General features: G+C 69.1%; 31 protein-coding genes and 1 pseudogene. 21 read left to right on the top strand and 11 right to left on the bottom strand.

What is annotated here, in order from left to right; translation table 11 throughout:
• Positions 1–307 precede the first annotated feature (307 nt).
• The 4 genes from Q7T67_RS14960 to Q7T67_RS14945 all read left to right on the top strand — a co-directional run bounded on the left by Q7T67_RS14960 (position 308) and on the right by Q7T67_RS14945 (position 2993).
• Positions 308–1063, top strand: coding sequence for a recombinase family protein (locus tag Q7T67_RS14960; RefSeq protein ID WP_304791223.1), 756 nt, complete (start codon positions 308–310; stop codon positions 1061–1063).
• A gap of 137 nt (positions 1064–1200) precedes the next feature.
• Entirely contained in the window at positions 1201–1422 is a 222-nt protein-coding gene (locus Q7T67_RS14955; protein ID WP_304791220.1) for a helix-turn-helix transcriptional regulator, read from the top strand.
• On the top strand, positions 1419–1574 hold the full coding sequence (locus Q7T67_RS14950; protein ID WP_304791217.1) for a hypothetical protein: 156 nt from the start codon (positions 1419–1421) through the stop codon (positions 1572–1574). The genes Q7T67_RS14955 and Q7T67_RS14950 overlap by 4 nt, the downstream gene beginning before the upstream one ends.
• A 333-nt stretch (positions 1575–1907) precedes the next feature.
• Positions 1908–2993, top strand: coding sequence for an AAA family ATPase (locus Q7T67_RS14945; protein ID WP_304791213.1), 1086 nt, complete (start codon positions 1908–1910; stop codon positions 2991–2993).
• A 578-nt stretch (positions 2994–3571) separates the two neighbouring features.
• Here Q7T67_RS14945 and Q7T67_RS14940 read toward each other — a convergent pair.
• Positions 3572–4126: a hypothetical protein gene (locus Q7T67_RS14940; protein WP_304791210.1), complete on the bottom strand. Its 555-nt coding sequence runs from the start codon at positions 4124–4126 to the stop codon at positions 3572–3574.
• A gap of 124 nt (positions 4127–4250) precedes the next feature.
• Here Q7T67_RS14940 and Q7T67_RS14935 point away from each other — a divergent pair, with 124 nt between their 5' ends.
• From Q7T67_RS14935 to Q7T67_RS21250, 5 genes and pseudogenes are all read left to right on the top strand, one after another.
• Positions 4251–4538 (top strand): hypothetical protein, encoded by a 288-nt coding sequence (locus tag Q7T67_RS14935; RefSeq protein WP_304791207.1) that lies wholly within the window; start codon positions 4251–4253, stop codon positions 4536–4538.
• Complete coding sequence (locus Q7T67_RS14930; protein WP_304791204.1) at positions 4535–4870, top strand: hypothetical protein; 336 nt, start codon at positions 4535–4537, stop codon at positions 4868–4870. Before Q7T67_RS14935 ends, Q7T67_RS14930 begins: the two co-directional genes overlap by 4 nt.
• A complete protein-coding gene (locus tag Q7T67_RS14925) occupies positions 4867–5202 on the top strand; it encodes a hypothetical protein (RefSeq protein ID WP_304791201.1) in 336 nt (111 codons plus the stop codon). The genes Q7T67_RS14930 and Q7T67_RS14925 overlap by 4 nt, the downstream gene beginning before the upstream one ends.
• Positions 5202–5603 (top strand): hypothetical protein, encoded by a 402-nt coding sequence (locus Q7T67_RS14920; RefSeq protein ID WP_304791198.1) that lies wholly within the window; start codon positions 5202–5204, stop codon positions 5601–5603. The genes Q7T67_RS14925 and Q7T67_RS14920 overlap by 1 nt, the downstream gene beginning before the upstream one ends.
• 438 nt (positions 5604–6041) lie before the next feature.
• A pseudogene (locus Q7T67_RS21250) lies at positions 6042–7034 on the top strand (recombinase family protein); the annotation flags it as partial.
• Positions 7035–7063: 29 nt separating this feature from the next.
• Here the strand turns inward: Q7T67_RS21250 and Q7T67_RS14910 are convergent.
• From Q7T67_RS14910 to Q7T67_RS14895, 4 genes are read right to left on the bottom strand one after another with little or no spacing between them, the layout of a single operon-like run.
• Positions 7064–8509 (bottom strand): CpaF family protein, encoded by a 1446-nt coding sequence (locus Q7T67_RS14910; protein ID WP_304791192.1) that lies wholly within the window; start codon positions 8507–8509, stop codon positions 7064–7066.
• Complete coding sequence (locus tag Q7T67_RS14905; protein ID WP_304791189.1) at positions 8506–9186, bottom strand: RcpC/CpaB family pilus assembly protein; 681 nt, start codon at positions 9184–9186, stop codon at positions 8506–8508. Before Q7T67_RS14905 ends, Q7T67_RS14910 begins: the two co-directional genes overlap by 4 nt.
• Positions 9183–9899, bottom strand: coding sequence for a sensor histidine kinase KdpD (locus tag Q7T67_RS14900; RefSeq protein WP_304791185.1), 717 nt, complete (start codon positions 9897–9899; stop codon positions 9183–9185). Before Q7T67_RS14900 ends, Q7T67_RS14905 begins: the two co-directional genes overlap by 4 nt.
• The gene (locus Q7T67_RS14895; RefSeq protein ID WP_304791182.1) at positions 9896–10273 is read right to left on the bottom strand and encodes a winged helix-turn-helix domain-containing protein; all 378 of its coding nucleotides are present in this window, start codon (positions 10271–10273) and stop codon (positions 9896–9898) included. The genes Q7T67_RS14900 and Q7T67_RS14895 overlap by 4 nt, the downstream gene beginning before the upstream one ends.
• A gap of 476 nt (positions 10274–10749) precedes the next feature.
• Here Q7T67_RS14895 and Q7T67_RS14890 point away from each other — a divergent pair, with 476 nt between their 5' ends.
• Positions 10750–11040: a hypothetical protein gene (locus Q7T67_RS14890; RefSeq protein ID WP_304791179.1), complete on the top strand. Its 291-nt coding sequence runs from the start codon at positions 10750–10752 to the stop codon at positions 11038–11040.
• Positions 11040–11234 (top strand): hypothetical protein, encoded by a 195-nt coding sequence (locus Q7T67_RS14885; RefSeq protein WP_304791176.1) that lies wholly within the window; start codon positions 11040–11042, stop codon positions 11232–11234. Before Q7T67_RS14890 ends, Q7T67_RS14885 begins: the two co-directional genes overlap by 1 nt.
• A 69-nt stretch (positions 11235–11303) precedes the next feature.
• On the opposite strand, the gene Q7T67_RS14880 is transcribed toward Q7T67_RS14885, so the two are convergent.
• The 3 genes from Q7T67_RS14880 to Q7T67_RS14870 all read right to left on the bottom strand — a co-directional run bounded on the left by Q7T67_RS14880 (position 11304) and on the right by Q7T67_RS14870 (position 14029).
• On the bottom strand, positions 11304–12353 hold the full coding sequence (locus Q7T67_RS14880) for a hypothetical protein (RefSeq protein ID WP_304791174.1): 1050 nt from the start codon (positions 12351–12353) through the stop codon (positions 11304–11306).
• A 221-nt stretch (positions 12354–12574) separates the two neighbouring features.
• Entirely contained in the window at positions 12575–13393 is an 819-nt protein-coding gene (locus Q7T67_RS14875; RefSeq protein ID WP_304791171.1) for a hypothetical protein, read from the bottom strand.
• A 165-nt stretch (positions 13394–13558) separates the two neighbouring features.
• Positions 13559–14029, bottom strand: a complete 471-nt coding sequence (locus Q7T67_RS14870) for a hypothetical protein (RefSeq protein WP_304791168.1) — start codon at positions 14027–14029, stop codon at positions 13559–13561.
• 62 nt (positions 14030–14091) lie between these two features.
• Here Q7T67_RS14870 and Q7T67_RS14865 point away from each other — a divergent pair, with 62 nt between their 5' ends.
• The 5 genes from Q7T67_RS14865 (at position 14092) to Q7T67_RS14845 (ending at position 18293) form a co-directional block, all read left to right on the top strand.
• On the top strand, positions 14092–15198 hold the full coding sequence (locus Q7T67_RS14865; RefSeq protein WP_304791163.1) for an MrcB family domain-containing protein: 1107 nt from the start codon (positions 14092–14094) through the stop codon (positions 15196–15198).
• A 202-nt stretch (positions 15199–15400) separates the two neighbouring features.
• The gene (locus tag Q7T67_RS14860; protein WP_304791160.1) at positions 15401–16018 is read left to right on the top strand and encodes a recombinase family protein; all 618 of its coding nucleotides are present in this window, start codon (positions 15401–15403) and stop codon (positions 16016–16018) included.
• 374 nt (positions 16019–16392) lie between these two features.
• Entirely contained in the window at positions 16393–16617 is a 225-nt protein-coding gene (locus Q7T67_RS14855) for a hypothetical protein (RefSeq protein WP_304791158.1), read from the top strand.
• A gap of 130 nt (positions 16618–16747) precedes the next feature.
• Positions 16748–16948 carry a hypothetical protein gene (locus Q7T67_RS14850; RefSeq protein ID WP_304791155.1) on the top strand — a complete coding sequence of 67 codons (201 nt, stop codon included), beginning with the start codon at positions 16748–16750 and terminating at the stop codon, positions 16946–16948.
• Positions 16949–16967: 19 nt separating this feature from the next.
• On the top strand, positions 16968–18293 hold the full coding sequence (locus Q7T67_RS14845) for an AAA family ATPase (protein WP_304791152.1): 1326 nt from the start codon (positions 16968–16970) through the stop codon (positions 18291–18293).
• A 170-nt stretch (positions 18294–18463) separates the two neighbouring features.
• Here Q7T67_RS14845 and Q7T67_RS14840 read toward each other — a convergent pair whose 3' ends face one another.
• A complete protein-coding gene (locus Q7T67_RS14840) occupies positions 18464–18889 on the bottom strand; it encodes a hypothetical protein (RefSeq protein WP_304791149.1) in 426 nt (141 codons plus the stop codon).
• A gap of 105 nt (positions 18890–18994) precedes the next feature.
• A complete protein-coding gene (locus tag Q7T67_RS14835) occupies positions 18995–19588 on the bottom strand; it encodes an HK97 family phage prohead protease (RefSeq protein ID WP_304791146.1) in 594 nt (197 codons plus the stop codon).
• Between the two features lie 160 nt (positions 19589–19748).
• Here Q7T67_RS14835 and Q7T67_RS14830 point away from each other — a divergent pair, with 160 nt between their 5' ends.
• The 5 genes from Q7T67_RS14830 (at position 19749) to Q7T67_RS14810 (ending at position 22982) form a co-directional block, all read left to right on the top strand.
• On the top strand, positions 19749–20009 hold the full coding sequence (locus tag Q7T67_RS14830) for a hypothetical protein (RefSeq protein WP_304791144.1): 261 nt from the start codon (positions 19749–19751) through the stop codon (positions 20007–20009).
• Positions 20009–20329 (top strand): hypothetical protein, encoded by a 321-nt coding sequence (locus tag Q7T67_RS14825; RefSeq protein ID WP_304791140.1) that lies wholly within the window; start codon positions 20009–20011, stop codon positions 20327–20329. Before Q7T67_RS14830 ends, Q7T67_RS14825 begins: the two co-directional genes overlap by 1 nt.
• Positions 20330–20334: 5 nt before the next feature.
• A complete protein-coding gene (locus Q7T67_RS14820; RefSeq protein ID WP_304791138.1) occupies positions 20335–20658 on the top strand; it encodes a hypothetical protein in 324 nt (107 codons plus the stop codon).
• A 1-nt stretch (position 20659) separates the two neighbouring features.
• Positions 20660–21139, top strand: a complete 480-nt coding sequence (locus Q7T67_RS14815; RefSeq protein WP_304791135.1) for a helix-turn-helix transcriptional regulator — start codon at positions 20660–20662, stop codon at positions 21137–21139.
• 76 nt (positions 21140–21215) lie between these two features.
• Positions 21216–22982: a recombinase family protein gene (locus Q7T67_RS14810; protein ID WP_304791132.1), complete on the top strand. Its 1767-nt coding sequence runs from the start codon at positions 21216–21218 to the stop codon at positions 22980–22982.
• Here Q7T67_RS14810 and Q7T67_RS14805 read toward each other — a convergent pair.
• Positions 22916–23314 carry a response regulator gene (locus tag Q7T67_RS14805; protein WP_304791129.1) on the bottom strand — a complete coding sequence of 133 codons (399 nt, stop codon included), beginning with the start codon at positions 23312–23314 and terminating at the stop codon, positions 22916–22918. The genes Q7T67_RS14810 and Q7T67_RS14805 overlap by 67 nt on opposite strands.
• Positions 23315–23336: the final 22 nt, after the last annotated feature.

Below are 23336 nucleotides of genomic sequence, written 5' to 3'. Positions count from 1 at the left end.
GGACACCCGGTCGGCCGTCGGCCCGACCGCAGCGACCCAAGCGGCCCCGGCTCCCCGGTCATCGTCGGCACCGCTCGCGGCCCTTGGGTCGCTTGGGTCGCTGGCCCTCGACCTTGGCTTGAAGGTCGACGGCCCAGGCCACCCACGCCTCCGGTCCCGGATGGAGGTCCGCCCCGACCGCCGACGTACACACTTCGCTTGCGTTACGTGTACGAAACTGGGACGATGGCTCGGCCGCTACGAAAGATCGGAGCGCGAACCAACCAAGCCGATGACACCCCTCCCCGCCCCCGTCCCCACCCGCGCCGTGATCCTGGCGCGAGTCTCGTCCTCCGAGCAGAAGGACGATGGGTACGGACTGAGTGCCCAGGTCCATGCCTGCCGGCAGTTCGCCAAGGCAGAAGGCATCGAGGTCGTGGAGGTCCACGAGGAGGACGCGAGGTCCACCGTCCTCCTCTCTCAGCGGAAGGGTGGGCGTGCGGCGCTCGACGCGATGCTCCTACACGGGGCCGGGGTGCTCCTTCTCGCACGTCGCGACCGCCTAGCCCGTGACCCGTACGTGGCTGGGGATGCAGAGCGCACGGTGGCTGCTGGTGGCGGGCGCATCCTCTACGCCGACGGGTCCAACGGCACGGACGACGGCGCGCTGCTGCTGAACGACATGCAGCACGCCATCGCAGCCCACGAGCGCCGCGCCATCGTGGCGAGGTTGAAGGCGGGCCGCGAGGCCAAGGCACGCGAGAAGGGTCCCAAGGCGTACACGGGCGGGCGTCCTGCCTTCGGCTACAAGGCTGACCCCGCCACGCGGGAGTTGGTCGTGGACGACGAGGCGGCCGAGGTCGTACGGCGAGCGTTCGGCATGGTCCGCGACGGGTCCAGCATCCGCGCCGTTGCCGAGGCCCTGAGCGCCGAGGGTGTAGGCGGGCGGCGCTGGCATCCGACGGCCGTTGCCCGTCTCCTGAGCCACGAGCAGTACAAGCAGGCCCACCCCGGTCGGATCGTGGACCCCAAGGTCTACAACGCCGCCCAGCGCGCACTTGCGGCGCGTCGTCGGGGTGCTTGACATATGGCAGTTTTGCCGTAGTCTGCAAGCCCGCCGAGCGCGCTACCACACCTCCTACGTCTTGTCAACACGGCTGGTATGCTTGACCCATGGTCAGTCATCGAAGCCGTGGACATCGCGGCAGGAAGGAGAGGCCCATGCCTCGCACCATGCTCAGGAAGTACAGGAAGGCCGCTGGTCTGTCTCAGGTTCAGCTTGCAGCCGCCATCGGGGAGGGCGTCGACCCGTCGACCGTCTCCTACTGGGAGAGCGGAGACCGCTGCCCGAGGTTCGTCCACGCGATGGCGCTAGAGGACGTGTTGGGAGTAGCCGCCACACGGCTTCTCGCACCCGCGCCCGTCAACGTAGAAGGGGCGTGATCTTCATGCAGATCACGCCCCAGACAACGCCGAGCAGCACGGGTATCGACAACCGGACCGCCACGGACATCGTACCGCGCGTCCTGTCGTCTCGTGGCCTCTGGACGACGCTCTACGTCCTCGCCTTCGCGACCGCTGCGGTGGTCGTATGAGCGCGGCTGACGTAGTCCGGCGGAAGATCATCGACGCGGTGGCTACGGCCTTCGCTACGGAGGGCTTCACCCGCGACGACGTGCCCGAGCTTCGCGCCATCGCGCGTGCAGAAGCTGCGAAGCACGGTGCGGCCGTGACCCGTCGCGAGCTTGACCGCCTCGTGCGGCTGGGGGTGCCTCGTGCAGTCCGTATCTAGCTCTCTCGACGCGGCGCGCGATGCCGTGGCGCAGGCCCTTGAACACGCCGACATCGACCGCGAGACCTTGGCCGGACCCGCACGCGACAGGCAGGCGGGACGTAAGCGCACCACGGAGGCGCAGAATCGTCAGCGCGTGGCCTCCGTCATGGAGGACATCGACGCCGCGCTCGTGGAGTCCATCCCGGACGACACGGAGCGTCTGGGAGCCATCGACGCGGTCCTCGTGGGCGCGGACGTGCCTGCCACGAGGTACAAGCCCGTGGACCTCGGCGCTCTGATGCGAGATGGCGTTCCGCCCGTCGAGTTTGCGCCCGGCCCGCTGGCGCGCGGCCTGGTCTACGCCTCCGGGGTGACCGGCTTCACGGCGCACCCGGAGTCGGGCAAGACCACCATCGTCCAGCGCCTCGCGCTCGACGCGCTGCGCGCCGGCGGGCACGTCATCTACTTGGACTTCGAGCAGGGCGAGGCCGAGACCGTCCGCCGATTCTCGGCGTTGGGCGCTGTCCCGGCCGACCTCGATCCGGCGAGGTTCGTCTACCTGCCCTTCCCCGGTCCGGTCGACTGGATCGCCCTCGGGGCGCTCTGGGACGACCACCCCGGCGCTATGGGCGTGTTCGACTCGACGCGCGGGATTCTCAGGACGCTTGGCCTTGACGAGGACCGCGCGTCGGAGGTCGGGCAGTTCATGGACCCGCTCGTGGAGTTCGCGTTGACGCGGGAGGTTCCGTGCCTCTTGATCGACCACGTAGCGAAGGCCGCGACGGACTCGACCGGGTACGCGCGCGGGTCCGGCGACAAGCTCGCGGCCGTGCAGGCTCAGTGGTTCGTGAAGCGCGTGCGGCCGTTCTCTGAGACCGAGGCGGGCGAGGTCGAACTACACCGCTGGAAGGCCCGCAGCGGAGGACTCCCCCGCGTCCACCGGCTCGGCATCGGTGACGGCGAGGGCAGGCTGCCGATCACGCGCCTGGACGCCGACCTGAGCGCGGAGGGCAAGATCGACACCGCGATCATCAAGTTCCTCCGAGACCACGACGAGTCCGCGTCGCTCGCCGTCGTGGAGAAGGGCATCGAGGGTCGGGCCGACACCATCCGCGACCGCGTGAAGGCTCTCGCGCAGGACGAGTCACGCCCCGTCATCGCGGTGCCTGCCGGGCAGTTCACGCGATACGCCTATGACGCGGACCTCGACCACGAGCCCACGGCACCCTTGGCGTTCTAAACCAAGTGGTACGCGAGACCTCGTCCCGGCTCGGGACGAGGTCGGACGAGGCACCTGGAGCCAAGTGGTACGCCGAGGGTCGTCCCGAGTCGGGACGAGGCCGGACGAGGTCGGCCTCGATCCCGCTCCCTCACGGAAGATGCGCCTCGTCCGCCTTCGGGACGAGGCGGGACGACCCCAGCCACCGGGCCAACGCTCGACCCTCGTCCCCCGCCTCCACCCCTATGGGTGGAGGCGGGACGAGGGGGCGGGCGGGAAGAAGAAGTAGAAGAACCGGAGGCCAGGATCCACGCGGCCCGGCCTCCGAAGGCCCGGACGCCAGCAACCCCAGCCGCGTCCTCGATCCTTCTCGATCCGGCGTCGATAACTCCGGTGACGGGGTGCGAATCCGCAGCCCTTCGGGCCGCTGGGGTTGCTGGCCGGCTACCTCCCACGAAGCGCGAAACTCCGGGCGCGAGTTGGGGCGGTATCGCACGGCCTAAGCAACCCCAGCGAAGCCCGCCACGGGCGCGATACAGCCCCTCTCAGGGCATCCGGCTGCCGGGACGATGTCCGGGAGGCTGGGGGCGCTGGGTTGCTTAGCGGGCCTGCATCAGGAAGACCTCTGCACGTAGCTCTGCGAGCTTGGCAGCGGCGAGGGCGTCGGCCGAAGGGTCCGCCCCGACCTCTACCACCCGTAGCCAGGTTCCATCGTGGACGGCTACGGGCGTGGCGCTGACCTCCGTCAGGTCGACGCCGACGATCATGCCGCCGTCGCGTCGGAAGATGCCGCCCACGCTCAGTCCCCGGATCGAACCGCTGAGGATCCCCGAGTACGCGAATCGAGCCGGGGAACCGGGCTCGGCGTAGTCCACGACGGCGTCCATCATCAGGCCCTCGTCGGTCTCCCACAGGGCCTCGACGCGCCCGAGCGGTAGGTCGTGGCGGTGGTGGTAGTGGAAGCCCAGCCCGGACGCGCGGTTCATGGCGCGGTCGACGCCCGACGCGAAGGCACCGGACGAGAACGCCCCCTTGACGAAGTTCTCGCCCTGGCGGTCGTAACCCGACCAGTTGGCCGCGAGCCCGTGCACCCGAAGGGCTCCGGTCGAGAGCTTGGACACGGTCTGGATCTTGGGCAGCGCGGCGGTCGTCATACGTTCATCCTACGGGCAGGTTCGCCGTCTTCCTTGACTTCGACCGGGTGATCCTGTAGCGCCTGTCACGTCGGTCCCTATCGTGTGTTCCAGAGCAGCAGATCACTCGACAGGAGCACCACCGATGCACAACCCGCTAACCAAGCTCCGCGCGCCGATCCCGGCCCGCGAGACTCCCAAGCCCAGCCCTAACGCTTCGATCCCGCACACGCCGTGGAGGACGGAGCCCACCGCGCCGGTCGACCCCAACACCGGCAACTCGACGGACCGTGCAGTCCGCACCGACGGACGCGCCGCCCTGGCTCGCCTACAGCAGCAGCAGCGCGACGAGGCCGAGCAGGCCCGCGCAGCAGCCCGCGCAGCGCGTCCGCCCCTGTTCCCGCACCACCCGACGCCGGGGTACGGCGCATGAGTTCCGTAGACGACCCGCGTCAGTCCTGGCCCGGCGCGGCTGACGTTCCCGGCAGCGGCACCGTCTGGGTCCTGCGCGACCCGGCTTCCGCTCCTCCTGAGCTACAGCCCTACGCAGCCGTGACGATCACGGCAGTTCACCAGGGCAACGAGTCCGACGACCCCGAGTCCTTCGGGCGCGGGCGAGAGCTAGTGCTACAGCCCGTCGAGTTCGGAGCGCCCGCCATCCCGGCCGCGCTGGATCTGTTCGAGCAGTTCTACACGCCCGAGACCGCGTCGGCCGGGGATGACCTCGACGCAGCGATGGACGCCCTGCAGGCGGTGACCGGATGACGCGCGTCAGCGTAGGCGACACCCTGAGGAACCGCGACGGCCGGGAGTTCACCGTTGTGGGTCAGGACGGCCGCTGGATCCTCTCGGCAGTCGATGGGATGTCCTCCCCCGAGCGCGTAAGCGCGTCGCGCCTTCGCCTGGAGTTCGACGTGAACGACGCGACGAACCCCGCGCCCGTAGCGGACGACGCGGGTGCCGCCGGCTTGTCCCGCTACGGCGCTGAGTTCGCGCGGGCGGCGGTCGCCGCGTCTCCCTACGCAGACCTCGACGCCGCCTGGCGCGAGTCGGAGGAAGCACGCCGCCGCGCGTCGATCTGCGAGGACGACGACTGATGGCCGAGGTAGACGAGGCGCAGTTGGTAGCGGTCTACGACAGGCTCGACGCCGAGGCGAAGGCCCAGGTCGCCCGGTGGGACGCCTATGCCAAGGGCCGGGCAGCGGGCCGCGCAGAACGGACCCCGTTGGCGGTAGCGGCCGAGACCCGAAAGCGCCGCCGGGACGCTGGCCTCCACCGCGAACGGAAGGCCATCGCAGCCAACCCCGACGCCTACTCCAAGCTGCGCCGCGCTCGCGTCAAGAACGACTACACGCAGGCAGAGTTGGGGGCCTTGATCGGGCGGTCCCGGCGAAGCATCTTCATGGCCGAGAAGACCGGCCGGGTACGCGCCGCGACAGCCGCCCGCCTACGGGTGGCCCTCGGAACGCGGGACCTGGGGCTGACCCTATGCCGGTAAGGGTGTGCGCCACGCCTGAGTGCGAGCAGCAGGCCACAGAGCCCGCCAACTGGGGCCACAACCCGATCCGCTGGTGCGCGGGCTGCAAGGAGCGCCTACCCATGATCGTGGGGAAGCGCGGCACCCCTAGCTCCGTAGGCGGCGCTGAGAAGGCGAAGGCGCAGCGGATGACGCCCGACGCCCGCGCGACCGCCTTCACCAAGCTCGTCCACGACAGCCCGGCCGGACTCCCGGTGACCCTGCCGCAGGCGGCGAAGGCCCTGCGGACCTCTGAGCGCACTACGTCTCGGGCGGCGGCGACAGCCGTCGAGCGCGGGGCGGTGCGGCGAGCGCAGGGTGGCGGCTGGCTGCCAGCGACCCCAGAGGCGCAGGCAGCCTGAGCGTCTACTAGTACGCATCGCCGTTGCGGACTACCGGACGACGGGGCATGATGCCTGCATGGCAGAGAAGATCCGCGCGGCCGGCTACGTCCGAGTTTCGACATCGCAGCAGGCGCAGGGCGAGTCCCTAACCGAGCAGACGAAGAAGGTCGAACGGCTCGCGGAGTACGAAGGTTGGGACCTCGTGGAGGTCTACGAAGACGCCGGGCGTTCGGGCCGGAACGTGGACCGCCCTGCGCTCCAGAGGATGCTGGGGGCGCTGGACAGCGTCGACCGCATCGTGGTCCCTCGACTTGACCGCCTCGGGCGATCCGCTACGCAGTTGTTCAGGGTCTACGAGGCCCTGGACGCTGCTGAGGTTGGCCTCGTCAGCGTCCGTGAGAAGTTCGACACGGGCACGGCCCAGGGCAAGCTCATGCGGTCGCTGTTGTCGGCGCTGGCAGAACTGGAGTCGGACCAGATCGCTGAGCGACTGGAGGACTTCAACCGCCGCAAGATCGAGCAGAACCTCCACAACGGAGGCCCCCGCCCCTTCGGCTATCGCTGGGCAGGCGGCAACAAGCTAGAGGTCGTCCCGGAGGAGGCCGTGATCGTCGAGCGGATCTTCTCGGAGTTCGTCGGCGGTGACTCCATGCACCAGATCGCCAAGCGCCTACAGGCTGAGAAGGTGCCGACGGCCCGTATGAACGGGGTGTGGACGGAAGGAAGCGGCCGCTGGACGACAGCCCGCGTGCGGGAGCGTCTGGAGTCCGTCGTCTACCAGGGGGACCTCGGGTCGCGGCTTCACGACAACGTCAGGCCCGGCTCCCACGAGGCCATCGTCAGCCGTTCGACGTTCGCTAAGGCTGCTGCACGTCGGCAGGCACAGCAGACGCAGTCGGGTCAAGGCCGAGGGCGCGCGACGAACGCACTTCTCCCCGGCGGCTTCTTTCGTTGTGGGCTGTGCGGCTGCGGCATGAGGCCGAAGTACAACCGCAACACGTACCGCTGTAGCGGCCGGGACGAACTGCACAACGGCTGCGAGCTTCCGTCGATCCCCCGAGACAAGGTGGACGACGCCCTCCGCACCTACTTCCTGACCTACGTGTTCGACCCGGACGCGAGCCGCGTGGAGTACGAAGCCGAACGCGAGCGGGCGACGGCAGAGGCCCGCGAGTCGTGGAACGTCTGCCTTCGGGGTGCCGCGCAGGCCAAGACCCGCCGGGCGAACATCAAGACCCTCATGCAGGACGGCAAGCTCCCCGCCGACGTATGGGCCGAGCAGGACGCAGACCTCGCGGGCGAGCACGACGAACTGGCCGCGCAGGCCGAGACCGCCAAGCGCCGCCTGGACGCCCTCCTGGCACCTGACGATGCGAGGTTCGAGGACTGGCAGTCGCTCCGCGAGTCTGCCCTCGGAGACCTGACGAAGGACTCCGACCGCGAGCAGTTGCGGGCCGTCCTGCAACGGCTGTTCGAGTTCATCAGCGTTGCGGAGGTCAACCCCGACCCTGCCCCCGGAGAGCCGCCGCTACCGGACGACCTCCCCACGTTCGAGTACAGGGGTAAGCACTTCGCGTTGTGGCTGGAGACCCGTCCCGAGGCGCTGGCCTGGATCGAGCCCGACGACCCGGAAGGCGGCGACCCGTTCCCGGACGGCGTCGGCCCGGTCGGGCTACCGCTCCGACCCGAAGCCCGCAACGGGAAGCCCATGCGACCTTCGGACCCAGACGGCGACGTTCCCGAAGGCCGCAACGGCAGCGCGTTGCGGACGAGCTCGCGGATCGAGATGCCTCCGTGGCCCCCTCCGCGGGCGGGCCGTGCCTCGAGCCGGACGACGTGGGGCTGCCCGAGGCGCAGCTCGGCCGTGTCCTCGACCGTGACGATGCGCTCGGCCGGGTGCAGCAGCGACGCCGCCGCGCCCAGGGTCGTCGTCTTGCCGGCGCCGGTGCCGCCGGCGACCAGGATCGAGCGGCGGTCGCGCACCGCCTCGGTCACGAGCTCCGCGACCGCCGGGGTCCAGGTGCCCCGCTCGACGAGCTCCTCCGGCGTCCAGCGACGGGCGCGGAAGCGGCGGATCGTGACGGCGGGACCGTCGACCGCGACGGGCGGCAACGCGACGTGGACGCGGGAGCCGTCGGGCAGCCGCGCGTCGCACAGGGGCTCGGAGCGGTCGACCCGGCGGCCCGCGCCGGCGAGCATGCGCTCGATCGCGTGCAGCAGCTCCTGCTCGTCGGCGAACGCGACGCCGGTCTCCTCGATGCGCCCGCGCCGCTCGACCCAGACGGGGCGGGTGCCGCTGATCATGATCTCGTCGATCTCCTCGTCGTCGAGCAGCGACTCCAACGGGCCGAGCCCGACCGTCCGCTCCAGGAGCAGGCGGCGGACCTCGTCCCGGTCCTCCGGCGGCAGCAGCGGCGCGTCCCGGCGGAGGACGCGCTCGAGCAGCTCCTCCGGCGACGGGCTGATGCCGCCCTCGGCCGGGGCCGCCGCGAGCACGACCAGCCGCGCGTGCAGGTCCGCCGCGATCTCCCGGTGCACGCTCATCCCGTGCCCTCCAGGGTCGACCTGGCGGTGGTCCCGGCCGCGCCGCTCCCGTCGTCGCCGGGGCCCCGGGGCAGCACCCGCAGCTCGCTGGCGAAGTTCTGCGCGGCCGCCAGGTAGACGGCCTGCTTGACCGTGACGCGGAGCGCCACCGCGATCCGGCCTCCCCCGCCGTCGCCGTTCTCCGACGGTGCCTCCCCGGTGGTCACCACCTCGGCGTTCTCGAGCGCCAGGCGGGTGGTGCCCTCGGCGCCGTCGGAGCCGCGGGTCACGAGGAGGTCGATCCGGCCTCCGGGCCGCACCTGTTGCGGGTCGCCGATCGCCACGATGTCCGCGATCCGCTCCCCGGGCCGCAGCTGCGGCCCGGCGCCGTCGTCGAGCATCGGCACGGAGACGTCCGCGCCGGGCGGGACGGCCAGCCGCGGACGCTGACCGACGATCTCGCCGACCGCGCCGATGCGGTCGGCCGGGGCGTAGCGGCGCGGCACCCGCCGGACGGTGACGTCGGAGCGGCCGACCGCACGGCCGGGCTCGAGCGCCGTGCGGGCCACGACGACGGGCACGCTCGGGCCCAGCCCGGACGCCAGCGCGCGCTCCCGCCGACCGACGTCCCCGGCGGCGAGCGCGCCGAGGACGAGGGCCAGACCGAGGAGCAGGGCCGCCCGCCGACGACGACTCATCGGACGACCGCCCGCGACCGGGCGGCCGGCAGCTCGGCGACCATCCGCGCCCCGGCGGCCGACGGTGCGGAGCGCAGGCGACCCCCGTGGGCGCCCAGGGCCTCGGCCACGATCCGCATCCCGCGGCCGCGACGACCACGTCGGGGACCGTGCACCAGCCGGTCGATCGGGACGCGCAGCCCGTGCCCCTCGTCGGCGACCTCCACGTGGACGCAGCCGGGCCCGTGGCCGACCCCGACCCGGACGGTCCCCTGCCCGTGCTCCACGGCGTTGCGGACCAGGTTGCCGATCGCCTGGGCGAGGCGGTCGCGGTCGCCGAGGACGGTGGCCTCGGCGTCGAGGGCGGCGAGCACGACGCGCCGGCCGCGCGTCCGGGCCGCGACGTCGTGCACGGCGACGAGGTCGCGCACCAGCGGCACCAGGTCGATCCGGCGGACCTCGTCGCGGGCGGCGCCGCCCGCGGTGGCGGCGGCGAGGTCCTCGACGGCGCGGGTCGCCCGGGTCAGCTCGACCGCGAGCGCGCGCAGCGGTGGCCGCCGCGCCTCGTCGTCCGGTCCGCCGAGCGCGAGCATCACGTTCTGCAACGGACCGCGCAGCTCGTGGCAGGCACGGACGACCCGTTCGGTGCTGCGCATCGCCGATCGACGCGCCAGGAGCAGCAGGACCGCGGAGCCGACGGCCAGCAGCCAGCCGGCGAGCAGCAGCCGGCTCATGCGGCGACCCTCGCCGTGACGGCGTCCGGGGCGGCGTCGACGAGCCGGTATCCGACGCCCCACACGTTGACGACGAACTGGTCCCCGGCGTGGCCGAGCTTGCGACGCAGTCGACAGGCGTGGGAGTCGATCGTCCGGGTGACCCCCGGTGAGCGGAAGCCCCAGACCGTCCGCAGCAGGTCGTCCTTGGCGAAGACGCGCGTGGGCTCGCGGACCAGCGCGAGCAGCAGGGCGTACTCCTTCTGCGTCAGCGAGACCGGCGTGCCCCGTACGACCACGGACCGCCGGGAGGGATCGACGACGAGCTCGCCGACCCGGACCACCCCGGCCTCGGGCCGCCCGTCGGCGCGCCGCAGCAGCCCGGCGATCCGCAACCGCAGCTCGGCGTAGGAGAACGGCTTGCCTTACACGTTGGTTGTCGCACTGTCACAGCGCATTCCGATTCCGCCGCCTGAGGTGCCCACGTCCAAGGTCTGTAGCCGGTGCCGCCGGGACCTGCATCTCGACGCATACAACGCCGATAGTCGGCACCGGGACGGCCACCGCTCGGAGTGCCGGGACTGTCAGCACCCAGGCCGGTAGACGGGCCCACTTCACCGGCCCCTTGCTGGGGTTGCCGTGCAGCGAGCCCCGTATGGCGATGTACGAGCCGTCATATCCGAAGGTCCGCACGGGGCCGCGTTCGACCCGCAGAACGCGCAGCGACGAGATGTGGTACGTCGATCCGTCCGGCCCGTATGGGATCGTCTGCAGTCCGGCCTGAGAAGACCGAACGCAGGACAAGGTGCTGCGACGCCGGCTGGAACCCGGCGTCGCAGCGGAACTACGAGTGACTACAGAAGGAATCTATATGGCACGCACGCTGATGGTCCAGTACGACCTGATGTCGCCGGGGCAGAAGTACGACAAGCTCATCGAGTTCGTCAAGACCCATGACGGATGGGCCAAGGTGCTCCAGTCGACGTGGCTGATCGTCACCGACAAGTCGGTCAAGACGGTGCGCGACCAGACCCTCGGGATCATCGACACCAACGACAAGGTGCTGGTGACCGACGTGACCAACGCCCCGATGGCCTGGTACGGGCTGACCGACGAGATCGGCACCTGGATTCAGGGTCGGTACCGGAAGGCGGCGGTCTGATGGCCGGGAAGAAGGCCCCGGCCCGCAGGGCCACGGCCAAGAAGGCTCCGGCCCGTAAGGCCCCGGCTAACAAGCCCCCCGCGAAGAAGTCGACCGGCGTCGCCCACTCCGCGATCACCGGCCGGATCGTCACGATGGCGACCGCGCGTCGGCACCCGAACACCACCTTCGTGGTGCCGAGGAAGAAGAAGTAGCGTCCGGCGCCCCGGCTACATGCCGGGGGCGCTTCGGAGCCCTTCTGGCCCGACCATCGCGAGGTGCGGCTAGAGCCCGGCTAGGTTCAGCTCGGAAGCTGACGTGCCGCAGACGAGGACGATGCCGTAGGCCGTGCAGACATCCCGCCAACGGTCCGCGACCGAAGGAACATCGGAGGTGACGATCGCGCCCTTGAACGGCACGTTGATTCCGTACTTCAGGTTGAGAGTCTTCTGCCGGTGCAAGAACTCAAGGAGTTCACCGAGCGCCAGCCGGAGCTGAGTGGTCTCGTTCTGGGCGGTGATGCCCTTCACCTCTGCGATCCAGACGTGCGTGCCGTCGTTCCACTTTATGTCGTAGTTCGGGGCGGGCTTCTTCGGCTCAACCGGGTCGTAGTTCTTCGCCTGCGCGGCCTTCGCAAGGGCGAGGAGAGTGGTGCGGTGCTTGTTCAACGTGTCCCCGACTACCTCCGGGTTGGAGGCGCTCGACGCCCCCGACAACGTGATGAGCTTCTGCCCGGCGAAGTCGAAGGGCTGTTCCATCACGGGAACGACCCCGCCGGCTATCGGCACCGGGCCCCCTGGGGCAACCGCTCCGGAATCCAACGAGAGGACAGCCTCGTCGAGGGCCCCGAAGCCCTGCGCGAAGCTCGACTGCGCCGCCTCGCTGGCGAACCCGAAGCCCTGGGGGAACCAACCGGTGCCGTGGCCAAGAGCGGTCTGAACCCCGGCGAGATCGACCGGAGCGCTGAACGCAGTGACCTCAAGGAAGAACATCAGGGACCAGGCCGCCCCGTCGCTCGCGTCGGTTCCCCAGAGGCTCGTGGCCGTCAGGGGGTCGTCAACCTTGTCCAGGACCGTCGCCCAGTACCCGAACTTCTTCGACGCGGTGTAGATCAGGCCGACATCACCGGGCTGGATCGAATCCCAGGCTCCCTGCCGTGCTGGCTTGACACCCCAGCACCGTACGTCGGCCGCGGGCACGGTCACGTCGAGGAGCCCCGCAGTGGCGCCGCCGATCATGGCGATGTCACCCGCCGAGACCGGGTTGACGACGGTTGCTTCGAGGTTGACCTTCGCCACTCCGTCGACGCCGGTAAGGAAGAACAGCTTGCTCATCAGCGAGCTCCAGGTTGGGACTTAGGACGACTCCACGCAGAGTCGGTTGCACCGTACTTCCTTGGTGGTGCATCTCCAACCGTCGAGACTGAGTTGCCGTGCTCCTGCACCGGAGCTGCCCCCGCGCCGAGGTGACCGCCTCCTGACCGGAGTGGTCCCGGCTCGCGCGTCGCCAGCGACGCGGGGGTCGCTGGTAGGTAGACCCGCGACGACCGCACAGGTCACCCCCCGAGTTCGCGGTCCTTCAAGTAGAGAACCGTGTGGATCGTGGAGAGGTACACGTAGAACGCCCACTGCAGCCACGCCCCAGAGTCGTAGTCGCGGCGCTGGTCGCGCTTGTTATGCCGGATGGCGAAGCCGTTGGCGAGCAAGAACAGGGCCGATTCGTCCTCTCGCAGCATCAGCGCCCTCACCTCATCGCGCATGGCTTCGAGGACTGCGGCCAAGTTGGTGACAGCGTCGCGGCGGTCGGCGATGGACGAACCACGTGTCGTGAAGACGCGCTTCGCGTGCTCGACCTTGAGGCTGACGCTCTCAGCGTCGGCCGACTCGGGGACCGACGCCGCCATGAGGTTCCTGAACTCTCCAGGCGTCGAAACTACGACTTCTCCGTCTTCATTCATCTCGAACGGGGGTGAGTGATGGGCGAGGGCTACGTTCACCTTGTCGATGAACTCTCGGCGGCCCGGCTTCGTCAGGAACGAGGACGCGTGGTAACCGCACCCACCGAAGTCGTGGACGGCCCCGCGCGTGGGCTTCGCCACGACATCGTGCAGGGCTTCGACGACATCCATCAGGGTGTCCTCGTCCCAGTTCTCGTAGGCCTTCGGCGGCGCCGGCGGGGTCGGGTCGTCCCATACGGAATAGACCTGCTGAGGCTGTGTCCAGTAGGGCCACACGTCTCGTCGACGTGTCGTCAGGAAGAAGTGCGCCTCTGGGTCTTGGATCTCCCCGTCAACATCTCCGTCCACGCACTCGTATCCGAAGGCCTTCTGGAAGTACCCCCGACGGCGCAAGTCTTCGAGCACGAGGACAACCATCCGCCGGAAGTCTTCGAAGGGAAGGGGGGCCGCGAACGGGCCGCGCCCTTGGCGCTGTGAGAAGGACGGACGAGGGGACTTCATACGCACTCGCGAGGATCGCAGTCGCGGCGGTCGTTCTGTGGAGCTCCCGAAGCCCCGTCCTGAGCTCAACCAGCAGCCGCCTCAGTGTCGCCTTGATGGTGTCGCGCCGACGACCTCAACTCGGACGGACTGCGCGAGCCCATGCGCCGCGGAAGCAACAAGTGCGCTCGCGTCCTCGGGGCTCGGTGCGACGACCTCCCAGACGGAGAAGTGTTCATGTTCGTTCGACGGTGTGACCTCACCGCCAGTGTCGTTCACCGAGCCGATGAAGCGCATCTTCTGCTGTAGATCGCCGTTGAATCCCCACACGTTGACCTTGACCTCGTATGCAGCCCAGCCAGGGTCATAGACCAGCGTCATCCCACCGAGGTCGATGGGGCTCCACGCCCCAGCTTGCGTGCCGTAGGCCCCCCCTTCCGGCTTCGAAGTCCCGAGAACGTTCGTACCCTCCACCGAATCGACCGTCACGATCTTCGCGTCCTCGTGGGGCTTCCGCACGTCGCGGTACTGCTGGTTAGCGCGAAGCGGGAATCGAGTGGGCTCATTCGACATGACGCGAGCCTACGCCCTGTCTCCCGACACGTCGCGTCCGTCCCGAAGTAGAGACTCTGACCGTGCAGATCGAACTTGAGAGGGTCATTCAGCTCCAGTCGTCTTGGTCGCGGACCAAGACCGCCGAGATGGACGAGCGCGGGACCCTTGTTCGTCACGGTGCGGCAGGTTGGCTCCGCGACCGTGGCGGCGACCTCGCCGCGGCAGTCGGACTTACCCTCGATGACCTGCTCGTGGAGGGCCGGGACGGGACCGGCCTCTACTCCCGGGTCCCTTGGGTTCGATTCGGCTCCAAGGCGCAGACACCGAGTGCCACCGACGGCTTCTACGTCGTCTACCTGTGGGCAGCAGACGGCAGCGCCGTCTACCTCTCGCTGAACCAGGGCACGACGGACTTCGTCAGCGGCGAGTTCAGGCGGAAGCAACCGGCGACGATCGCGGGTCGCGTCGCCTGGGCACGGTCCGTCGTCGCCGAGTGGATCGCGGACAGAGACGATCTTGTCCCCCTCGCGCTGCAAGATGCGGGCGCAAACAGCCTTGGATCCGGCTACGAGTTGGGAGAGATCGCGACGATCAGATACGTCGCCGGGGAGGTCCCGGGAGACGATGTGCTCGCGTCGGATGCCGCAGACTTCGCCGCTGCCCTTGGGCAGCTCTACCGCGCTCAGTCCAAGGCGCCGCTACCCGATGAGGTCCCCGAGCTAGACGCACTCGCGGAAGCCGCGGACGTTGCCGCCGGCAAGAAGCGCCCGCCCAGAGCCGCCGGGTTCTTGCAGAACAAGGACGAGCGGGATCTGATCGAACAGCACGCCGTGCAGGCAGCGAAGGCCTACTACGCGGACCAGGGCTGGAAGGTTGAGGTCAAGGGGGCGCCGTACGACCTGAGGTTGACGCGCGAAGGCCAGAAGTGGACGGTCGAGGTCAAGGGCACTACGTCACAGGGCCAAGCTGTGGCCCTGACGAGAGGTGAGGTTGAGCACCACGCGAAGGCGTACCCCAACAACGCGCTCGTCGTGATGCGGAACATCAAGCTAGACCGCTCTACGTCGCCACCGACGGTGAGCGGGGGCGAGTTGTTCGAGCAGCAGCCCTGGCGGATCGACGATGCCAGTCTGCGTGTCGTGAGCTACCGCTACGAGGTCGGCGGCGACCTCTACGACCCCACTTGACCCCCGTCCCGACGGAAGGATTCGTACCACTTCTGAGACACCCCGATGCGCGGGACCAGGTGCCCGGTATATCGCTCTACGACTGACGATTCTTCGATTCTTGTCTCCTTGACGAACGTCTCGCAGACAGTAGGCTGTCTCACATCAGAGACACCGATCAGCGACCCAAGGTTCGCCGGTCACGCAAGACGGAGCGGGCAACGTGCGGGTCATCGGGTACCTCAGGGTGAGCACCAACGAGCAGGCCGACTCGGGGGCCGGGATCGCGGCGCAGCGATCAGCGATCTCGGCCGAGGCGGCACGCCGAGGGTGGGATGTCGAGTTCATCGAAGACCTGGGCTTCTCGGCCAAGTCGATGAAGCGGCCGGCGCTCCAAGCGGCCCTGGGGACCCTGGGGAGAGGGGACGTGTTGCTCGTCTCCAAGATGGATCGCTTGTCCCGCTCCATGCTCGACTTCTGCACGGTCATGCAGCGGGCCCAGCGTGAAGGCTGGGCCCTGGTTGCGCTCGACTGTCCAGCGGACCTGACGACGCCCTCGGGCGAGGCCATGGCGTCGATCATGGCCGCGTTCAGTCAACTGGAGCGACGACTCATCGGAGAGCGGACCAAGGCTGCGCTCGCGGAGCGGAAGGCAGCCGGTGTCCGGCTCGGCCGAGAGCGTGTCATCAGCACCGATGTCGAGACCAGGGCGAAGGCTCTCCGCGCGTCCGGCTTGTCGATCCGCAAGGTTGGCGCGGCGCTCGACGCCGAGGGCCTGCACGCGCCCGGAGGCAAGCCCTGGCACGCGGCCAGCTTGTCGCGGGTTCTCGCCCGAGCCTGAGTTCTCGATCTGGCGTCCTGGAGACCGGTGACCCGAGGGCTGCCGTGGTGGCTGGTGGTCCTTGGGATGCTGCGCGTCTCGATCACCAAGACGCGAAGAACGAACGGGCCCGATGGAGCGACGGGTCACGGACGACCGGACCACTCCGAGGACGGTCTCTGACGAACAAGTGGTACGCATGAGGTCAACCGAAGATGCGGTTCATGTCATCTCCGACCGAGGCCCCGAACCCGGACCTGGTACGAAGGCATCGCGCGTTCGCAGTCGTGGAGCCGAGTTCCGAAAGTGCCTGGTACAGAGGGGTTCTAGGCCCTTCTGATGTCACGACGAGTGCTCAACTTGATGTAGCGGTTCAACTACACCAAGGGAGCACGATGCTCGTCATCACGAAGCAGATCAACGACGCCTACGAGGCGCTCGACAGCAGCAAGACCGATGCGGCCCGCAGAGTCGGCGTCACGGGTACTGCCTTCAACTTCTGGCTCACCGGCCGGTCTACCCCGCGCGACTTCATCCGCCGGCGCATGGAGAGGGAGTACGGACTCGATCCGGGGTCTCTGGGCGTCAAGGCCACCGACGTACAAGGGGCCGCAGCATGATCGCCACGACCCCCGAGAACACCACCAGCGCCCGCCAGAACGCTACGCACATCGTACCGCGCCTCCTGGCATCCCGAGCGACCTGGACGGCCCTCTACGTCCTCACGTTCGCGACCGCAGCGGTTGTCGTATGAACGTGGTCGAGGCTGTACGTCGGAAGATCATCGACGCCGTCGCGACCGCGTTCGCGGTCGACGGGTTTACCCGCGACGACGTGCCCGAGCTTCGCGCCATCGCGCGGGCCGAGGCCGCTCGACACGGGGCTTCTGTTACCTCGCGTGAACTTGACCGCCTCGTGCGGCTGGGGGTGCCCCGTGCCGCCCGCATCTGAGCCCGTCGACCGGACCGACGTGATCCGGCAGTTCTCCGACTACATGGCCGGTCTCCGCGACGACGACGCACGCGCGGCGATCATGCGGAAGGTCAAGGCCCGCGTGAACGTGAAGGACTCTGCCAACGGCGGTCCCCCGGCTCCGGTCCTACTCTCGGCCGAGGACAAGGCCGTGCAGGACGCCGAGCACCGCACGCACGCTGAGACCGTCGTAAGCAACCTCTACGGCCACGCGCGTGACCGCCTGGCCGGGGACGACTCCGACGCTAAGAAGGCTCGTGCGCACGCCGCGTCGGTGTTGCTCGCGGATCACGGGCTGCCCCTGTCGCAGCCCGACGCCGAGGCGCTGGTCAAGCGCGTTGCAGCGGCCCCGCAGCACGGCGCGATGCTAGGGACGCTGGCTGGTGACCTTCGCCGGGCCGCGCCCGAGGACCACGACTGGATCGTTCCTGGGGTTGCCGCCCACGGCTGGACCGTGAAGTTCGCGGCCCGTGAGAAGACCGGCAAGGGCACTCTGATCGCGCACCTTCTCGGCAAGGTCGAACGCGGAGAGTCCACCGTCTTCGGCCCGGCCACGAGGCCCACCACGGCCTTGATCTACACGGAGGAGCCCTCGGACTCGATGGGCGAGAAGCTGGCCGCGTCCGGCCTAGAGAAGGCCCGTGTCGTCTTCGGCTGGGAACTTGCCAAGCTGGGCCTTGACTGGCGCGGCAAGGCTGACGTTCTCGTGGCGACCGCCGAGGCCGAGGGCCACGAAATCGTGTTCGTGGACAACATCAGCCGCGCCGCCGGCATCGAGGAGGAGTCCGGTACGGAGCTTGCCCGTGCGGCCGAGTACCTGAGCGATGCGTGCAAGGCCGCTGGCAAGTCGCTGTGGCTGGACCACCACCACCGTAAGGGCGCTGGGTCCCTGGAGGACAAGTCTCGCGGCGGCACCGCGATGGCCGGGGCGATGGACAACAACGTCGAGATGGAGCGCCTGGGCGGCTGGGAGAGTCGCGTCCGTCGGCTGTCTTCTCGTGGACGTGTCTCGGCGTCCGTCTGGACTCAGACGATCACGCTGGACGATGACGGCAGGGGCTACACCCTCGTGGCGGACGACACTCAGCCGCAGACGGGGACGGAGCGCAAGCGCCTGGGCGTGCTGAATCGCCATGACGCGGGTCTGACAACCCGAGAGTTCGAGACGGAGGCCGAGGTCTCGAACGAGACCGCCCGGACGACGCTGGACGGCTTCGTGGCACAGGGGTGGGCGAGGAAGGACGACAGCACCCGGCCCGCCCGCTGGTACCCGACCGAGAAGGGCCGTTACTCCGTCGATCCTCCCAAGGTTCTGGAGGTCTGACGGCCGAATCCCGAATCCCAGCCCTAAGGGTGTTGGGACAGTCGGGATTCAGATTCTCCTTCCTCACGTATGCCCCTTAGAGGGGCACCCGTGAAGGTGAGGATAGGAAGGGTCCTGGCCTCCGGTACTCGGAGGCCAGAACCCAGACGAACGGGCGCGCAAGACGGGCACTAAGGGCGGCACCGCTCCGTGAACCCCACGTTCACGAGGTACTTGCCCCGGTTGATGAAGCGGATGCGCCCCGGCAGGAGGTCGACCCGGACGCGGAGCGTAGGAATCGAGTCGCCCTTCTGGTTCTCGCCGTCGGCGTCGACAAGGTTGAATGTCTTGGACCGCGCGATGCCGACGCGGTCGTAAGCCTTGTACCGCTTGCTGGTTGGTTCTGCGTCGAAGTCACGGAGCCGGTCGCAGAACTTCGGGATCAACACCGACACCTGCTCATCCGGCCTCACGGACTTGACCGCGCAGTCGAACCGGACGCCGTTCTCCGTAGAACACCTGATCTGACTCTTGGTGGTTGCGCCAGAGACCGACGACGTGCCGATCAGCGGCACGGCCGCTACGGCGAGAACTGGCAAGACGGCACGCGCACGCATCGGCGCAGGCTAACCCCAGCGGTCCCCGTCAGGCCGCGTTGCAGCCCCTCTGACGGCCTCCGGTTGCCGTGCCGACCTCGCGCCGCTCTGGGGCGCTGGGGTCCCTTAGCGGCCCTGTGCCATCAGGAAGACCTCTGCTCGAAGCTCTGCGAGCTTCGCCGCCGCGAGGGCGTCGGCCGACGGGTCCGCCCCGGCGTCGATGACGCGGAAGTTCGTCCCGTCCCTGAGGGCGGGCGCGTGGGTAGCCGAGCACTCCGTGATCTCGGAGATGCCGACGATCTCCCTAGAGCCGTCGGGGAGGAGTCCGGGCGCACGGTCGAAGTAGCCGCCGACGCTGAGTCGATCGATCTTCTTGCTGAGGATCCCCTCGTACGCGGCCCTCTCGAAGCCGATGTCGTCGGGGTCGACGTAGTCCACCGTGGCGACCAACTGGACCCCCACGGCGTCCTCCGTCAGGGAGTCCACGCGGCCGAGCCTGACCGGCTGGTGGTGCCAGCGAAGCTGGGGGTCAGGGGTGTTCAGGAAGTGCTCGATAGCGGTCGAGAAGCTGCCTGCGCGGAATCGGTCGCCCACCTGGTCTAGGTCCGTCCAGCGGGTCAGGTACCCCGCGATCCTTAGAGCCCCTGACGGCAGCGCGCGGACGACGGTAAGGCCACCCCCGGCGGGTGCGATGTTGGGTAGCGCGGCGGTGGTGCTCATACCCAGATCCTACCCTGCACCTTGCCTTCAGACTTAGGCTCCGTCCGGCGTCTCCCACGGGCGAATGGCACGGCCCAGAGTACCCTCATAAGGAGAGCAGATCACCGACCGGGACCCGCAGATGCACAACCCACTCAGCCGTCAGAACCGTCCGCGCCCCGTGCGCGAGACCCCGAAGCCCACGACGATCCCGTACGAGCCCTGGCGCGCTGAGGTGGCCGCGTCGGTCGACGCCGACGGCATCTCGACGGACCCCGCTGTCCGTCTCGCAGGCCCTCGGGGCCTCGCCGCGCTGGAGGCCGCCCGTCTACGTGACGGCGCCGCCGCACGTGAGGCGGCCCGCAAGGCTCAGGCCGAGCACAACGACGCCCTGTACAAGCGCGCGACCGCGCCCGCCTGGACTCCGGGAGTGAATCGCTGATGTCCGCCGTAGATCCGCGTGGTGAGTGGACCGAGGGACGCGCTCAGGTCCTCTCTGGCCGCTTCCGTCTGCGCGACGCTGCCTCCGCTCCCGAGGGCACGCCCGCGCTCGTGGAGGTCCGAGGCGTCGACATCGGCAACCCCAGCGACGATCCGGCTGCCGCAGGCACAGGCATCGAGTACGTCCTAACCCCACTGCCTTTTGGAGAGGCCGTCGCCTGCGACCGGACGTTGTTCGAGGCGCTGTACCAGCCTGACGTTGCGCGGGACGGCGACACGGCTGCGATCTTCGAGAAGCTCGACGCGCTGGAGTCCGCATGATCCGCGTGGGCGACGTGCTGACCGATCCCGACAGCGGCGACGAGTTCCGGGTGATCGGGCAGGCTGACGGACGTTGGGTCCTCTCGGACTCGTCGGGCTCGTCGCCCGCCTTCAAGGCCGACGGCGAGACGCTGGCGCGTCTGGGCGCTGACGTGAACGAGCCGCCGGCTGACCTTGCCGACGGCTCGGACAGACTCGCGTTGGCGCGGTTCGGCGCTCGGGTTGTCGCTGCCGGTCGGGCGTCGAGCGGCTGGGGAGACCTGGCCGACGTTCACGCCGAGGCGGACGCCATGCGGCGCGCGGCGAGCCACTTCGACTCCGGGGACTGACATGGCGGCAGAGGAGAGGATCGACCTGGACGACCTGTCAGAGGCGGACGAGTTGCTGTTGGTCGCAGCCCTCGCAGAGCGCGAGGTCCAGCGGCAGGACCGCGAGGCGGCGTTGATGATCGCGCGGTCTGAGGGCTACGCCGCTGGCCGCAACGCTGTGCTGGCTGGGAAGCCCCACCGACCCGCGCAGCACGGCGCCGCAACGCGCCGCAAGCTGCGAGATCTCGCCGTGGACCGGGAGCGCCGGGAGGTGGAAGCCAACCCCGATGCCCACCCGCTGCGGGTGGCGCGGGTGGCGCTGGGCATGTCTCAGCGAGACGCCGCTGCCCTCGCAGGTCTCTGCCGACGGACATGGTGGCGACTGGAGAACGGGCGCGGTCGGTTCTCTTGGCCTACCAAGGTCGCAGCGGCGCGGGCGGTCGACAAGACGCCTGCGGCGCTGGGGTTCATGGTGCGAGCGCGAGCAACGCAAGCAGCCTGACAGTCCCCCTACGTCCCTCACCGCGGATACCCGCACCACCTACGTGCAGGCGTGGGCCATCGAGTAGCCTGCGCAGATGACCAGTGCCGTCCTCTACGCCGCCAAGAGCACGACCGACCGGCACCTATCGATCCCCGACCAGTTGCAAGACGCTCGCGACATGGCCGGCGACAACGGCTGGACGGTTGTCGGGGAGTACCAGGACGAAGGGTTCTCTGCCTACTCCGGTAACCGAGGACCGGGCTGGGTCCGGGCGCAGGAGCACGCCGAGCAGCAGGCCAAGTCCGACGGCGACGTGGTCATGCTCGTGGGCCAGGCCCACGACCGCTTCGCTCGCGGCGCTGGCGACAGGCCCGGTGCGCCCGAGTCGCTAGGCGAGGTCTGGCACCGGCTACGGAGGGCGAACGTGTACCTCCGCACAGCAGAGGACGACGAGGAACTAAGGGACCCACAGTCGGTCGCCGCCATCGGACAGCGGGCGCACCGCGACTCCGTCCGCAAGGGCACGAGCGTCAAGAAGGGCATGAAGCGTCGTCGAGAGAACGGACTCCACACGGGAGGTCCTGTCTACGGGTACGACCGCGTTGACAAGCGCCTCGTGCCTAACCCTGAGCAGGTGGCGACGGTCCGACTCATCTTCCAGATGGTGGCCGACGGCACATCGCAGTCCGAGGTCTGCCGTCTCCTGAACGACAAAATCAAGACCACCGGGGCGCCCCGCCCGCTCGGGGGTGGCGACACCTGGTCTCAAGGCTCCCTCTCCGCGATGCTGCGCCGTCGGACCTATCTCGGAGATATTCCGGCTGACGACTGGACCAAGAGGAAGAACCGGAACGTCGTGGAGAAGTGGAGGGACGGCGAGCACGACGGCATCGTGGAGCCTGAGATCTTCGCAGCAGCCCAAGCGGCGAACGCAAGGCGCAACCGTCGTGGAGGTGGCGGTGGCCGCATCCCGAAGGCCGGTCACCTCCTCACGGGGAAGATGCTGCACCACACTTGCGGCAACGCGATGGTCCCGAGGTCAAGTCGGCGCCAAGACGGCACCGTGACGGGGTCGTACTCGTGCTCGGGGCGCAAGACGGGCCAGTGCGAGGGCCTGACTCTGCCCATGAAGGCTGTGGACGACGCCGTCATCGGCTACCTGGCCGAGGTCGGGGTGGATGCGGCCGAGAGCGTCAAGCGCGCCAGTGCCGCCGCCGACGAGACCAGGCGTTCCGTTGAAGCTGCGCGCGCCGACGCCGAGAAGCGGGTCACGGACGCCGAGAAGGCGCTGTCGAAGCTGGACCGCGACTACACCTCTGGGGACCTTCCGGCCGCGCACTTCGGACGGCTGTACGCCGAGAGGGAAGCCGAGCGCGACGACGCAGCCGCGCAAGTGGCGACCCTAGCGACGACTTCCACCCCCGAGGATGTGGTGCCGCTCGTCATCGACGCACTGGCGGTCGTCCGTCAGGCCATCGCTGAGAAGAACGACGATGGCGTCCGAGGCGTGCTGACCAACCTGTTCGATGACTTCATCATCGGTGACCTAAGCGGCACGGAAGGTCTGACGGGCGGCGTGGCGCAGGCCGAGGCCTCGCCGCGCTGGAGGGCGGCGCTGGAGAACCACGACCGCGCCGACATCGAGGCCACGAACGCGGACGCGACGGCGGAGGCGCTGCGACTGGACGACGAGGTCGGGGTCGACGCAGAACCTCCGCTGGAGCCCGTTCCGGGCGTGACGATCCTGCCAGTGCCACGCCGAGACGCCCTTCTCGACGGCGTCGTGGTCGACCGCTACGGCCGGGACGCCTTCCGGAAGCTCCCGGTACCGATAACGCATGTGCAGGGCTTGACGACGTAGTCGTCGGCCCCGCGCTCCAGGCCGCGGACGCGGTCGATCTCGCTGTCGCGACCGGTCAGGAGCACGACCGGCGTCGCGGGGTCCACGCGCGAGACGATGCCGTCGGCGGAGCGGATCCGGGCGACGACGTCGAAGCCCGACCCGTCCGGCAGCGTGAGGTCGGAGAGCACGAGGCACGGCGAGGAGCGCTCGAGCTCCTCCAGGGCCTCGGCCACCGTCGCGGCCTCGACGGGGTCGTAGCCGTCGGCGGCGAGGTGCTCGACGAGGAACGCGCGGGTCAGCGCGTCGTCCTCGACGATCAGCAGGGGGGAATCGGCGGGCGTGTGCGACATGGTCATGAGGAGTCCGCACGCC

Origin of the sequence: Patulibacter sp. (genome assembly GCF_030655195.1) — a bacterium.
Taxonomy (GTDB): Bacteria; Actinomycetota; Thermoleophilia; order Solirubrobacterales; family Solirubrobacteraceae; genus Patulibacter.
Note: the sequence above shows the minus strand (reverse complement) of the source record. Positions and strands in the feature narration are given on the sequence as shown.

Coding starts and splice junctions, on each gene's coding strand:
- Q7T67_RS14955 (WP_304791220.1), top strand. CDS start 1,201: ATGCCTCGCACCATGCTCAGGAAGTACAGGAAGGCCGCTGGTCTGTCT.
- Q7T67_RS14930 (WP_304791204.1), top strand. CDS start 4,535: ATGAGTTCCGTAGACGACCCGCGTCAGTCCTGGCCCGGCGCGGCTGAC.
- Q7T67_RS14805 (WP_304791129.1), bottom strand. CDS start 23,314: ATGTCGCACACGCCCGCCGATTCCCCCCTGCTGATCGTCGAGGACGAC.
- Q7T67_RS14855 (WP_304791158.1), top strand. CDS start 16,393: ATGCTCGTCATCACGAAGCAGATCAACGACGCCTACGAGGCGCTCGAC.
- Q7T67_RS14925 (WP_304791201.1), top strand. CDS start 4,867: ATGACGCGCGTCAGCGTAGGCGACACCCTGAGGAACCGCGACGGCCGG.
- Q7T67_RS14835 (WP_304791146.1), bottom strand. CDS start 19,588: ATGAGCACCACCGCCGCGCTACCCAACATCGCACCCGCCGGGGGTGGC.
- Q7T67_RS14825 (WP_304791140.1), top strand. CDS start 20,009: ATGTCCGCCGTAGATCCGCGTGGTGAGTGGACCGAGGGACGCGCTCAG.
- Q7T67_RS14815 (WP_304791135.1), top strand. CDS start 20,660: ATGGCGGCAGAGGAGAGGATCGACCTGGACGACCTGTCAGAGGCGGAC.
- Q7T67_RS14840 (WP_304791149.1), bottom strand. CDS start 18,889: ATGCGTGCGCGTGCCGTCTTGCCAGTTCTCGCCGTAGCGGCCGTGCCG.
- Q7T67_RS14875 (WP_304791171.1), bottom strand. CDS start 13,393: ATGGTTGTCCTCGTGCTCGAAGACTTGCGCCGTCGGGGGTACTTCCAG.
- Q7T67_RS14935 (WP_304791207.1), top strand. CDS start 4,251: ATGCACAACCCGCTAACCAAGCTCCGCGCGCCGATCCCGGCCCGCGAG.
- Q7T67_RS14910 (WP_304791192.1), bottom strand. CDS start 8,509: ATGAGCGTGCACCGGGAGATCGCGGCGGACCTGCACGCGCGGCTGGTC.
- Q7T67_RS14870 (WP_304791168.1), bottom strand. CDS start 14,029: ATGTCGAATGAGCCCACTCGATTCCCGCTTCGCGCTAACCAGCAGTAC.
- Q7T67_RS14905 (WP_304791189.1), bottom strand. CDS start 9,186: ATGAGTCGTCGTCGGCGGGCGGCCCTGCTCCTCGGTCTGGCCCTCGTC.
- Q7T67_RS14880 (WP_304791174.1), bottom strand. CDS start 12,353: ATGAGCAAGCTGTTCTTCCTTACCGGCGTCGACGGAGTGGCGAAGGTC.
- Q7T67_RS14920 (WP_304791198.1), top strand. CDS start 5,202: ATGGCCGAGGTAGACGAGGCGCAGTTGGTAGCGGTCTACGACAGGCTC.
- Q7T67_RS14810 (WP_304791132.1), top strand. CDS start 21,216: ATGACCAGTGCCGTCCTCTACGCCGCCAAGAGCACGACCGACCGGCAC.
- Q7T67_RS14940 (WP_304791210.1), bottom strand. CDS start 4,126: ATGACGACCGCCGCGCTGCCCAAGATCCAGACCGTGTCCAAGCTCTCG.
- Q7T67_RS14890 (WP_304791179.1), top strand. CDS start 10,750: ATGGCACGCACGCTGATGGTCCAGTACGACCTGATGTCGCCGGGGCAG.
- Q7T67_RS14900 (WP_304791185.1), bottom strand. CDS start 9,899: ATGAGCCGGCTGCTGCTCGCCGGCTGGCTGCTGGCCGTCGGCTCCGCG.
- Q7T67_RS14850 (WP_304791155.1), top strand. CDS start 16,748: ATGAACGTGGTCGAGGCTGTACGTCGGAAGATCATCGACGCCGTCGCG.
- Q7T67_RS14885 (WP_304791176.1), top strand. CDS start 11,040: ATGGCCGGGAAGAAGGCCCCGGCCCGCAGGGCCACGGCCAAGAAGGCT.